Below are 13,179 nucleotides of genomic sequence, written 5' to 3' on the forward strand. Positions count from 1 at the left end.
GCCATTTGCCAGTGCTGTTCATCCTGCTGCAATAATTTCGCCGCGCGCTGTTGTTGGCGAAGGAACAGTTGTAATGGCAAATGTTTCAGTGAACGTACACAGTAACATCGGCCGGCATGTGATCCTGAATACAAATTGTTCTGTGGATCATGATTGTGTGATAGCCGACTTCGTTCATATTTCTCCCAATGCCGCGCTGGCAGGAAATGTAAAAGTGGGCGAGGGAACACAGGTAGGCATCGGTGCTTGTGTGATGCAAAATATTACCATAGGTAAATGGGCGATGGTGGGGGCGGGAGCAGTAATCATCCGGGATGTGCCTGATTACGCAGTAGTGGTAGGAAACCCCGGAAGAGTAGTTAAAATGAATCAGTCCTGAGGAATTGTAGAAAAATAGGTTGTCGGTAGAATAAAGTAACCTGGTAGGAATTGTATTATCTGCAAAAGCGTTATAATTTGCTAAATTAAGTTGTAATCCATGAAAGAGAAAATCTGGTTGTCGTCTCCTCACATGGGAGAAAAAGAAATGATTTATGTTCAGGAAGCATTTGCTTCAAACTGGATTGCACCCCTGGGTCCGAATGTGAACGGTTTTGAACATGATCTCGAAACTTATCTGGGACATAATGTACATGTGGCTGCAATGAGCTCAGGCACAGCAGCATTGCATATGGCATTGATAATTTTGGGAATAAAAACAGGCGATGAAGTGATCTGCCAGTCAATGACTTTCGCGGCATCGGCTAATCCTATAGCTTACCAGGGAGCAACCCCTGTATTTGTTGACAGTGAAGAAAGTACATGGAATATGTCGCCTGAATACCTGGAAGAGGCTATACAGGATAGAATAAAAAAGGGAAAAACGCCTAAAGCAATTATTGTAGTTCATTTGTATGGAATGCCCGCGCGTATAGATGAAATTATGGCCATAGCCCGCAAATATGGAATTCCTGTGGTGGAAGATGCTGCCGAGGCATTAGGGTCTACATTTAACGGGAAAGCAATTGGAACATTTGGGGATATTGGCATTTTATCTTTTAATGGTAATAAGATCATTACCACGTCGGGGGGCGGAGCGCTTGTTTCAACTAATACCGACTATGTTAACAAGGCGCGTTTTTTAAGCTCCCAGGCGCGGGATGCTGCTCCTCACTATGAGCATTCGCATATTGGTTATAATTACCGGATGAGCAATGTTGCCGCCGGTATTGGTCGGGGACAAATGGAAGTATTGCCTTTACGGGTTCAGCAACGCCGCAGTAATTATCAATATTATAAAAAGGCATTTGCAACTATAGAAGGTATTGAATTCCTTGAAGAGCCGGGTAAGAGTTATTATTCCAATCACTGGCTTACTGCCATTCTTGTAAAGAACAGCAATTTTACCCGGGAAGACCTGCGTTTATGCTTAAATGAAAATGATATTGATTGCCGCCCGCTTTGGAAACCCATGCATCTGCAACCAGTATTCGCCGATGCACCTTATTATGGAAAGGATACCAGTGAACGGCTTTTTGATATTGGTTTATGTTTGCCTTCCGGTTCTAACCTTTCTATTACCGATCTGGAAAGAATTGTTTCCACCGTTTCCACCATATATGATTATGTTGGAGTGCCCCATTTAATTAAAACCTCTGTCTAATCCTTTTAAACGCTCAACATGGAAAAGAAGATCTTAATGTGCCCCTTGTTTGATCCCTGGTATTACGAGTTTTATATAAAGGGGTTGCATGATTTTTATAAGGATTTTACAATTGAATTTTCATTCGAAGACAGATTTCTCCGGTTCAGGGAATTTGTAAATGGACCATACAGGAAGGAATTTTTCTATTACGAAATATGGGTTAATGGCAGCGTATCGAAAATATGTATTGCCGCCAATGATAAATGTGACGTAAACGATACGGTGTATGAAATGGTAGATGTTTATGCAAAGGTGAATGTAGATGAAACCACCCTGCAAAAATATCCGAAAGTGCTTCCCGTGGGCCCCAATTTTGGAATAAATTATTTCAGCCTTCCGGCCTATCTTAAATTATCCTGGAAGCTGTACAGGAATGCCGGAATAAAAAATCCTTACTTCAGGGTTTTTACACATCAGTCAATGAAAAGGTGCTCATTTGATGTGTATGCCAACAGAAAGGCTTCCAGGGACAATTACCTGTTTTATCTGAACTATCCCTGGAAAAAGCATACTACAGTAACAAACCTCAGAAAGGAAATCATTACTATTTTAAAAGACCTCGATAAGGAGAAAGTAATTTCTTTTGAAGGTGGATTTTCAAGACGGCGGTTAGGGCCGTTTGAAGGGTTGGAAAATTATTCAGCCAGCAAACTGTATAACCACAGATCATACCTCGAACATTTGAAGTTATCTACCGTAGTAATAAATACGCCTGCCGTGCACGACTGTCTGGGATGGAAGCTGGGTGAATATTTTGCGCTTGGAAAAGCTATTATTACTACCCCTATTAACAGGATATTACCCGGTAACTTTATGGCCGGTACCCATTATCTGGAAATAAAAGATGTTCATACCGAATTAAAAGAGGCCATCTCCTGGCTGGTTTCCCATAAAGAACAGCGAATGGAGTTAGAGCAAAATGCGCTGGCTTACTTTGAAAAGTATTTGACACCGGGCAAGGTCATTTCGGCCATTCATGCAACTGCTTTCCAAAAAGCATTAGTGGTAGCGTAATTTTACTTGTTCCTTTACAGCGTGCAATACCCGACGGGGTTTTAAAAGACTACCAGTTAGTTGTAATGGTAAATGGGGATAAGGAATTACACTTAAAAAATGATGCAAAAAGTTTATTAAAGTCAAATATCTTGTGTACCTTTCGTCTGATTTAAGACCCCCTCTAAATCCAATCGATAATCCTTTGAAATGTCTCCCATTTTCAAATCCATCTTTTCCTTTCCAATTTAGTCTCCAATATCAATATCCTCGTGTAAAAGCGGTTATATGTTGTTGTAGTGGTGGTAATCCTTTGAACATCCCCTAGATACAATCCATTTTTCTGTGCGTATATAATTTCTGGATCCATATTTCCTGCGTAATATCCATATTTCGCTTGGCCATCATTTGCTTATCACGCATGGTCGTTCCATTTATTTCCTGGAAAATCCACGTGTTCGGAACAATCAACCTGTAAACTTATTGCTAATAGCATGAAGAAGTTTTTGTCATTCTCCAGGCCTGTGCCCAGATGGGTTATATTGATAATAGATCTGGTTATTACCGGATTCTCTTTTACATTATCATATTTTGTCGTAAAGCAATTTCAGTTCTCCGCAATTTTGCGTGGGCACTTTTTTGTGTATACATTTCTTTACTGTGCACTTTCGTTGCCGGTATTTTATTTAATGCGCATACACACGGGTATGCTGCGCTTCTCGAATGTGCACGATATGATGCGGATTTCCCTGGCAGTATTGATCACCGGTGTTTTATTTCCGGTTGCAGTACTATTTATCGTGAACCGGGAATATCATATCAATAGTCTTAACATCCCCGGTGTATTGCTGATAAACTTCTTCATCAGCTGTACCCTGCACATGATGCTGCGCTCAATGGTTCGTGCGTTTTATTATTATGTAAAGCATAATGCCATTGTTTTAAAAGAAAATGTGTTGATCTATGGCAGCGATAGCGAAGCCATGTGTGTAAAACAGGCCATCGAATCGAGCATTACCAACAAATTTGTAATTGCCGGTTTTGTTGAAACAGATATCAATAAGGCCAATGTAACCATTCAGCAGAAAAGGGTTTACTCCATCAGGGAGTTGCCTTTGCTTAAAACAAAGAAAAAGATCGATAAGCTGATCCTGATGAACGAACAGCTCGACAGCAAGGATAAAAAAGTGGTGATTGAAAAATGTTTGCAGTTCGGTATCAAGGTGCTTACTGTTCCCCCTTCTGACCAATGGATCTATGGTAAGCTGAGCCTGAAACAAATTCAGGAGTTGCGAATCGAAGACCTGTTGCAACGCGAGCCCATCAATATCAATAACGAAAAAATTTCGAGCGAGTTAAGCGGTAAAAGAATTCTTATCACCGGTGCGGCTGGTTCCATTGGTTCTGAAATTGTACGCCAGGTGTTGTCATTCGGTCCTGAAATGGTGGTGTTGTGCGATCAGGCTGAATCACCCTTGCATGAAATTCAGCTGGAGATGGAAGAGAAATTCCAGGGTTCAGATATAAAGATCTTTATCGGCAATATCCGCGATCGCAACCGGATGCAGATCCCTTTCCGGGAATATCGCCCACATTTTGTTTTCCATGCTGCAGCTTACAAGCATGTGCCTATGATGGAAAGACATCCGTCTGAGGCCATTCTTACCAACGTAATGGGAACCAAGATCATTGCCGACCTGTCAGTTTTATACAACGTACATAAGTTTGTGATGATCTCAACCGATAAGGCCGTGAACCCTACCAATGTAATGGGTACTTCAAAACGGATCGCAGAGATGTATGTACAGTCATTGAGCAGTGTGGCAGATAACCTGGTCGATCAAACCATTATGGGCCTCATCAATGGCGATGCCAAAGGCGGGATGAACGGAAGTACAAAGACCAAATTCATAACTACCCGTTTTGGTAATGTACTGGGCTCAAATGGTTCTGTGATCCCAAGGTTCAGGCAGCAGATCCAGAATGGTGGCCCGGTTACAGTAACTCATCCTGAGATCACCCGCTACTTTATGACCATCCCTGAAGCGGTTCAATTGGTTATGGAAGCGGCCATCATGGGTAAGGGGTCAGAAATATTTATATTCGATATGGGTAAACCGGTAAAGATCGTTGACCTGGCATTGAAGATGATCCGCCTGGCCGGTTTAACACCCGATGAAGATATCAAGATCGTGTTTAGTGGTTTGCGTCCCGGCGAAAAATTGTACGAGGAGTTGTTGAACGAGAAAGAGAAAACATTGCCTACGCACCACGAGAAGATCAAGATCGCCAAGATCATCCCTTGCTCACATAAAGTGGTGAGAGATATTGAAGAATTGATCAGCATGGGCCGCCTCGAAGACAATTATGGCATTGTAAAGAAGATGAAAGAACTTGTTCCTGAATTCAAGAGCAAGAACTCTCAATACGAAAAACTCGATTTACAACTTAATAAGGCCTACACAGGGGCCGCCGATTGAAACACCACGCACAACAGGCAGCAACTATAGTGTATTGATGGGACCCGTCTGACAATGTATTGTTAGTTGTTGCCTGTTTACTTCTTTATTTACCTCACCACAACACCCCAATCAATGGTATATATAATAATACCTGTCGCATTCCTGGTAATGTGCTATATTCTTATGTACTTATATGCAGGGCCCTTTTTCAAGGGGTTACCCGTGCTGGTGTATCATAGGATCAGCAGCATCAAAAAGGCTGATTATTATACGGTTGCTACTTCCAGCATGCGTGAGCAACTTGAATACATTATCCAAAAGGGGTACAATACCATCTTTTTAAGCGACATGATCGATTATGTTGAAAAGGGAAAGCCTTTGCCGCCGAAGCCGTTGATAATTGCATTGGAAGATGGGTTCAGGGATAATTATACCGACATGTATCCTTTATTAAAGGAGTTCAATTGCAAGGCGAATGTGTTCCTTGTGGCCGGTTTTGTTCAAACGCCCGACAACCTGGGGCCCCGCGCCGAAGGGGAGTTTATGACGCTGGAAGAGGTAAAGGAGATCTGTAAAGAGCATGTTCAAATTGGCCTGCACACCATGTACCACAAAAATTTACATGAACTTACTTTGGCAGAGATCGATGAAGATACGCGGGCATCAAAACAACGGCTCGAGGAGCTTGGAATACCCTATCAACCGGTTTTTGCCTATCCATATGCCTATTACTTTAAAGATGACCTGGTAAAACAGGCTGAGGTGTTCGGCATTTTTAAAAAGCACGGTGTTCGCTATGCCTTTAAAGTGGGCGACAGACTGAACCGCCTGCCTTTAGATCTGTCGAAAAGGTTAATACTTAACCGCTTTCATATAAGTGGCACTTATACTATAGGAGAATTTAAAATGGTATTGACAGGATTTATAAGAATTTCACAACGACTTAAAAAGACATTCAAATAGGGCAGTGGGTATTGGATCACAACTTAAAGGGATTTAAAGATGATCTATCTGCTTATTGGGATTACAGGCCTGGTTCTGGTTGCGGCATTTCTGTTCATTGAAATGAGCTCTTTTTTCGGCGGCTTACCTGTATTAAATTATCATAATATAAGCGTCGGAAACAATTACGATTGGCATAACGTAACTACTGGTCAGTTGCGTAAGCAGTTTGAATACCTGAACAAAAATGGCTATACCACTATTTTTATCAGTGACCTGCTAGAGTATGTTGAGCAAAAAAAGCCATTACCGGCCAAACCCGTAATGATCACGCTTGACGACGGATACCGGGATAATTTTACCAATCTTTATCCGCTTTTGAAAGAGTATAATATCCGGGCGAACATCTTTCTGGTGGCTGGGTTTATTCAATCACCGGATAATAAACACCTGTCGCCGAATCCAATGGGTGAATTCATGTATGTTGATGAGGCGCTTGAAATGAGTAAGGATCTGGTGCAGTTTGGATCTCATTCATACAGCCACCAGAGCTACGCTGCGTTGAGCCTGCCTGAAATAGAGATCGATCTCAGGAAAACAAAGGAGCGGTTGCAGGAACTTGGAATTCCGGTTCAACCTTGCCATGCTTATATCTACGGGGCATATAACCAGAACGATGACAATAAACGCGCAGCAATGTTTGAGCTGATGAAGCAAAATGGCATGAGGCTGGCGTTCAGGGTAAGCAACTGGGTTGATAAATTACCTATTAAAAATCCATTCTTTATAAGTCGTATTCATGTGAGCGGACTGTTTCCTTTATGGAAGTTCAAAGTAGCGGTGTGGGGCTTTATTAAGATCTTCAACCGCTTAGAAAGTATAATGAAATAGACCAATTGCTGCAAATGGTTTATAAGTAACCACAAAAGTTTTTCACTCGTCGTTTTAGGTAGCAGCCCGGTGAAATGTTTTTATTACAATTAATATGACGGGCATTTGATTGCGTTTTCTTCTTCTTTGTATATATTATATGTTCTGCCAGTTCTATTAAATTAAAATTTAATGGAACTGGCTTTTTTGTTTCCCACCATTTCACTTCAGTTCCTCGTTTTTCTCAAACTTATCGTACAATTCCATCTTCTACTTTATTTTCTTAGATTCCTGTTAGCCAGCTGTTTTCCACATTTAACTAAGTACAAGCGCTTAGTGAAAATTAGTAATAACTCCATAACGAAATAGTATGTTTACGCTGTAGACATACCAATCATTACTGCATTTTGAAATCTAGAATTTTTCAACATACTTTTTTTTATTGTGTGCAGTTTATAATATATACCAGTACGGTAGCGAGTTCTATGAAGATGAGTATTTTAAAAAGGCAAAAAGATCACATCATATTTCAATTCAAGAAATGTATTTGACTTAAGTCTATTTTTTTATGAATCTTTTATAGAACAAATATTTGGGCATCATGTTTGTTGAGCTACTCGTGAAATTACTCTTTAAGAAAAACGTAAAAATATCCCTATGAATCACAACACTACTCGAAGGAAATTCCTCCGTGACACTTCTTTGACTGCTGCTGGAGTAGCTATTGCTACTCAGTTGGGGGCGAAGAAGCAAGAAATCCGTGCCAGCGTAGTTAAGTGCGCGCCCCGACAAACATTCGCACTAGAAGGTTCTATCTCCACAGTAAAATCAGGCAATTGGTCTGATCCGGGCACATGGGGCGGCAAATTACCTGTGTCTTCAGATATTCCACTCATTTCATCAGGTCATACAGTTACATACGATTTAACCACGGCAAGCTATGCAGGTGTAAGTGTAAGCAGCGGAGCCACCTTACAATTTGATAGCAGCAAAAGCACAACCTTGCAATCTTCAGGCAATGTTGTGGTTGAAGGAACATTACAAATGACCCCCTCTTCTGCCAGTGTTGTTCAATTATTGCAATTCATCAATGTAGACATGAGCAAATATATTGGTGGCGGCATGGATGTATTGCCAACAGACGTTGGTTTGTGGGTAATGGGATCTGGTGTTCTTAATTTAGTAGGTTCTGCAAAAACTTCGTTTACCCGCGCGGCCGGCAGTATTGCATCAGGCACTACTGCTGTTTCATTGAACAGCACGCCAGCAGGCTGGCAGGCTGGTGACAGCATTACCATTGCGCCTACCCAGGCGCCCAGTGTTGGTGACGCTTATCTTACCGGATTTGAAGACCGTACCATCAATAGCATTTCAGGATCATCTATTACATTGAACGCGGCAACCATTCGTGTTCATCCGCAGATCAATAACATCTGGACGGCCGAAGTAATAAATCTTACCCGTAATGTACGTATTGAGGGAACAGCCAATGGCCGTGTACATATTTTCATTCGCTCTTCAGTTCCCCAAACTATCAGGTATGTGCAGATCCGCTATATGGGGCCCCGCAAAGCGAACGGCTCCGTAACCGAATTTGTATTGGGAAGATATGGTATACACTTTCACCACTGCGATGATGCCAGTATAGGATCAATGGTAGAAGGATGTGTGATCCGCGATACTGACAGCCATTCCTATGTACCGCACGTGTCGAATGGGATTACCATGAAGGGTAATGTAGCTTACAATGTTACTGAACATGCATTTTGGTGGGACGCGCAAGAGTTTACCCATGAATCTGTATGGGATGGCAACATAGTAGCTTTGACCAAGTTTATACCGGGATCGGCCAACTCATTAACTGTAACAGGTTTTTTACTGGGTATAGGCGATGACAATGTGTGTACCAATAATGTAGTAGTAGGTAACCCAGGTGATTATCGCTTAGGAGGCGCCTATTTGTGGGATGAAGGTGCAATAACAAGTACCTGGACCTTTAACCATAATATGGCCCATAACTGCGAAGGTGGTTTGGTGTCATGGCAAAATAACGAACAGCACCACGTTATTGAAGACTTTGTTGTATATAATTGCGATGCAGGTATCTTTGGTGGCGCTTACGTAAATTCATACTGCTATCGCAACGGGCAGCTTTACAATGCTCCCATAATAGTGATGGCCGCTTCTTTAAACAGCAACCGGGCAAGATATGAGAACCTTATCATTGATGCGGCTGGACTGGATTACGCCATGATAATGAATGAAGGACCTCTTGACGGGCCATTTCCGGTATTTATGAGAAATTGTACAATAACCGGTCATAAAAAAGCAGCTGTAATTAATCAATCACCCGACGGTGCAAAAAGGCTGGATGTTATCCAATGCACCATAGCTGGTACAGCTGGTGGTACATTGGCCGCCCCCACAAGTGCGACTGACTTGTATCTGAGCTCAGATGCAGGTCCTAAGGAGGTTTTCAGAGTGCAGCCGACAAGCGGCCAGTCTTATGAACTTACCCACTCAGGTAAAACAAATATTGCCCCTTTTGCTCCTACTATCTGGGGTAATGGAAATGGATTGAAAGGTGAATATTACAAGGATGCCAACCTTTCGAACCTCGTATTTACAAGAATCGATCCCTATATAGTTTTTCAGGAATGGATGTCTTTGGGCGTTCATCATAAAATTCCCGGTGTCACTTATTCAATGCGATGGACGGGTCAGATAATGGCTCAGTTTTCAGAAGCGTATACATTTGATCTATACGCGGGTGGCAATCATCGCCTTTGGATCGATGGCAAACTGGTAATCGATAAATGGGTGGAAGATTATCCGACCGATTATTTTACAACACCCATAAACCTGGTCGCCGGACAGAAATATGATATCAAGCTGGAATATGCTAACTCAGACAGTCGCAGTGGACTGGAACTGTCGTGGTCAAGTGCCAGTCTGCCACAGGAATATGTTCCCATGTGCCAGCTGTTTTCTTCCCCGATCAGCCAACCGCCATCCAATCAGGCGCCTGTTGCCTATGCAGGTTCCGATATAACTATTACCCTGCCAACAAACTTTGTTAAACTGGATGGATCAGCCTCTAAGGATGCTGATGGCTCCATTGTAACATGGGCATGGACAAAAATTGCTGGTCCATCACAGTTCAGCATCACCAATGCCGGATCAGCTACCACAACCGCAACAGGTCTGGGTGTAGGTGTATTTGTATTCAGATTAACTGTAACCGACGATAAAGGGGCTTCTGCTTCAGACGATGTAACTGTAACTGTGCTGGCCGCTAACCTGGCGCCAGTAGCCAATGCAGGTGCTGATATAAATGTTTCATTGCCTACCACCAGCGCACAGCTGAATGGTGGAGCATCAAAAGACCCCGATGGCACTATTATAAAATATGCATGGTCGATATTAAGCGGACCTGCAGGCTCTAATTTTAACGATGCGAGTTCTCCAGCAACGTTAGTGACTGGACTGGTTGTCGGTACTTATGTGTTCCGCTTAACAGTAACTGACGACAAGGGTGCTGCGGCTTATGATGATGTGAACGTATTTGTAAGTAATTCCCCTACACCAACCAACCAAGCGCCCATAGCCGATGCGGGTCCAGACCAGGTAATTATACTGCCAACAAAAAGTGTTAATTTGATTGGTTCTGCCTCGAAAGATCCTGATGGTTCTATTGTAAAATACGTATGGTCACAATCAAGTGGACCCAATACTGCCCTGATTACCAGTACCGGTTCTACCGCAGTGGCAAGTAACCTGGTAGTTGGTACCTATGTTTTCAGTTTAACTGTAACCGACAACAGCGGTGCTACAGCCAAAGATGATGTTACAATCGTTGTAAACGATACTGCATCTCCTGGTAACCAGGCGCCAATTGCCAGGGCAGGCGATGATATCACCGTTCAGCTACCCTCAGCAGGCATACCGCTTGATGGATCAGCTTCTACTGATGTTGATGGCAAGATCATTTCATACAAATGGGTGAAAATAAGTGGTCCTACAACCTTTAGTTTATTAACACCGCTGGCCTCAACTACAGTGCTCTCCAATATGCAACCAGGAACCTATGTATTCAGACTTACAGTTACTGATGATAATGGGGCTACAGGTACCGATACAGTTACTGTAACCGTGCTGGATGCAAAAGTGCCATCAACTGGAATATTAAAGGTAGTTGCTTCGCCCAACCCAACCACTACTTCATTCAAGCTGAAAATTTCCAGTTCCAATACTGATCCTGTTTACATTTACATTTACGATGTATCGGGTAAGTTTATGAAAATGTATGAGGTAGCCAGCAATACAACGTTCACTTTAGGCGGATACTGGCGTCCGGGACTTTATACCGCTTTTTGTGTTCAGGGTTCACAAAAAGCACTTATAAAACTGTTGAAGAATTAATCAGTATTTCGGATCTAAATAAAAAAGCTTCCCCCGGCTCAGCCGAGGGAAGCTTTTTTTATAGTGGGCAGCAGAGACAGTTTGATCTTCCCTGTTATTGTTTTTGCGAGGTAAGGCAAAAAAAGAGCAGGCCAGAGGCCTGCCCGGATATGGTTTTTCGGCGTTGAAACCGGAATCTTACATTTCGGTTTGCATCCGAGAAGAGGCTTTATCGGCAGCTTTTTTACCATTTTGCCACACTTCGCTTAATTTGTCAGACCATTTACCGGCTGAATCTTTAAGATTCTTTCTGATGTCGCTTCCTTTTTCCGGAGCTAATAACATTCCCACTGCAGCGCCTACAGCAGCAGCGCCTACCAGGCCCAGGATAACTTTAGTTGTTGTACTCATGATTATAAATTTTAAATAAGTAATAGATATGTTGTATGGTTATTAGACTTCAAATCCTATTCCGCAATTAATTCCTTGACCTATAAGATTGTATAGATAGGTTACTGTCCATAAAAATCCCCATTGAGGGAAGAACAGGTTACGATGTTTTACGGCTGCCGGCAGCCAGTACAATCACCCCACAGGCTGCAATCCCAATACCTGCATACAATGGCCAGGCCAGCGTATGTTGTTCTTTTTTCTTTATCTCAATAGGACCCAGATCGGCCACTTCTTTTTTAGTGGTGAAGTTTACTTCTTTCAGAATGATCATAAGAATGCCAATGACGATCAGTAAGATGCCTATCAGTTTCATGTTGATTGATTTGTATGAGCAAAAAAGGGCTATAGTTGTGTAACCTTAATACAATGTTTTACCAGCTTCAGTCTTTTGGTTCTTCTTCACTACAGTAGCGCCAATTACTGCCGCCAGGGCGCCTAATATGGCGTTAATGGCAATAGTGCTGGAGAGAATGATGAACAATACATCGCCCCGTCCACTTTGAGCTGGCTCGCTCCTGTCATTTAACCCGGTGAATATTGAATTAATGACCAGTACTACCACGCACATCAGAATAGCCAGTAATATGCCATAGATGGTGATCTTGATCCCCATCATGGTGGATGACCGTACACTGGCCGAGTCATGTACCCGGTGATAACCCCTGAACACACCTATCAATACAACAGCAGAAAACAGGAGATTACCTACATATAGCAACCAGGTATTTTGATATTGTCGATTGAGGAGGAAAACAACAATGCTTAGTGTATTAAGTATTGCCGCCCACACAGAATACTTCCAGTAAAAAGCTTTCAGCGTCATATACTCTTTTTACTATTCGCTAAAATTTCATGCCCAATAGGGAAGAAGGGTGTAGAGATTAATCTACAGCAGTGCAAATGAATAAGATAGGAGAGTTGTAAACAAAGGAGGGAACCATTGTTGATTCCCTCCCTGGGTTTAATGATTCTTTTACACTGCTTTATGGCCCATGGTAATGCATGGGTGGATAAGGTATTGAAGGATAAGGCAAGCAAACTGAGGAGCATTAGTGCCGGGAGTTGCCTCTTTTACCCTCCCGACCCAAGGGTTGCGTCATAGGACAAGGTAACCATTAGGACAAGGTACTTTTTCCGGATAAGGTTGTAACCAGGAGCGCAAGGAGCAAAAGAGTGTAAAGAGGTTTTATGGAAAGCGCTTGACAGCTCTTTTACTCGCTATTGGCTCTTGGTTTCAAGGACAAGGTTAAGGCTAAGTGCAGGTAAGCAAAGGAGTCCTTTACTTTTACGCTTAGCTGGTGGACAAGGTTAATGGACTATTATGGTATAAAACTTTGTCGTGTACAAGCTAACAGGTTACATACTGCATAATGA

The 13,179-nt window shown here is 42.4% G+C and carries 10 protein-coding genes; 7 read left to right on the forward strand and 3 right to left on the reverse strand.

Annotated elements, in window-relative coordinates:
* The 7 genes from ACJ751_RS18715 to ACJ751_RS18745 form a co-directional block, all read left to right on the forward strand.
* The coding region (locus ACJ751_RS18715) for an acetyltransferase (protein ID WP_407747042.1) at positions 1 to 379 on the forward strand (379 nt) is incomplete at its 5' end.
* 99 nt (positions 380 to 478) lie between these two features.
* Positions 479 to 1,642, forward strand: coding sequence for a DegT/DnrJ/EryC1/StrS family aminotransferase (locus ACJ751_RS18720; protein WP_407747043.1), 1,164 nt, complete (start codon positions 479 to 481; stop codon positions 1,640 to 1,642).
* Positions 1,643 to 1,660: 18 nt separating this feature from the next.
* Positions 1,661 to 2,698 carry a glycosyltransferase gene (locus tag ACJ751_RS18725; RefSeq protein WP_407747044.1) on the forward strand — a complete coding sequence of 346 codons (1,038 nt, stop codon included), beginning with the start codon at positions 1,661 to 1,663 and terminating at the stop codon, positions 2,696 to 2,698.
* A 668-nt stretch (positions 2,699 to 3,366) separates the two neighbouring features.
* Positions 3,367 to 5,157: a polysaccharide biosynthesis protein gene (locus tag ACJ751_RS18730; protein WP_407747045.1), complete on the forward strand. Its 1,791-nt coding sequence runs from the start codon at positions 3,367 to 3,369 to the stop codon at positions 5,155 to 5,157.
* Positions 5,158 to 5,271: 114 nt separating this feature from the next.
* Positions 5,272 to 6,102, forward strand: coding sequence for a polysaccharide deacetylase family protein (locus ACJ751_RS18735; protein ID WP_407747046.1), 831 nt, complete (start codon positions 5,272 to 5,274; stop codon positions 6,100 to 6,102).
* 39 nt (positions 6,103 to 6,141) lie between these two features.
* Positions 6,142 to 6,972, forward strand: a complete 831-nt coding sequence (locus ACJ751_RS18740) for a polysaccharide deacetylase family protein (protein WP_407747047.1) — start codon at positions 6,142 to 6,144, stop codon at positions 6,970 to 6,972.
* A 636-nt stretch (positions 6,973 to 7,608) separates the two neighbouring features.
* The gene (locus ACJ751_RS18745) at positions 7,609 to 11,373 is read left to right on the forward strand and encodes a PKD domain-containing protein (protein ID WP_407747048.1); all 3,765 of its coding nucleotides are present in this window, start codon (positions 7,609 to 7,611) and stop codon (positions 11,371 to 11,373) included.
* Between the two features lie 177 nt (positions 11,374 to 11,550).
* On the opposite strand, the gene ACJ751_RS18750 is transcribed toward ACJ751_RS18745, so the two are convergent.
* The 3 genes from ACJ751_RS18750 to ACJ751_RS18760 form a co-directional block, all read right to left on the reverse strand.
* Positions 11,551 to 11,763 (reverse strand): YtxH domain-containing protein, encoded by a 213-nt coding sequence (locus ACJ751_RS18750; protein WP_407747049.1) that lies wholly within the window; start codon positions 11,761 to 11,763, stop codon positions 11,551 to 11,553.
* A gap of 139 nt (positions 11,764 to 11,902) precedes the next feature.
* On the reverse strand, positions 11,903 to 12,118 hold the full coding sequence (locus ACJ751_RS18755) for a hypothetical protein (RefSeq protein WP_407747050.1): 216 nt from the start codon (positions 12,116 to 12,118) through the stop codon (positions 11,903 to 11,905).
* Between the two features lie 45 nt (positions 12,119 to 12,163).
* Positions 12,164 to 12,628, reverse strand: coding sequence for a hypothetical protein (locus ACJ751_RS18760; protein ID WP_407747051.1), 465 nt, complete (start codon positions 12,626 to 12,628; stop codon positions 12,164 to 12,166).
* Positions 12,629 to 13,179: the final 551 nt, after the last annotated feature.

It is taken from the genome of Niastella sp. (assembly GCF_045805085.1).
GTDB lineage: Bacteria > Bacteroidota > Bacteroidia > Chitinophagales > Chitinophagaceae > Niastella.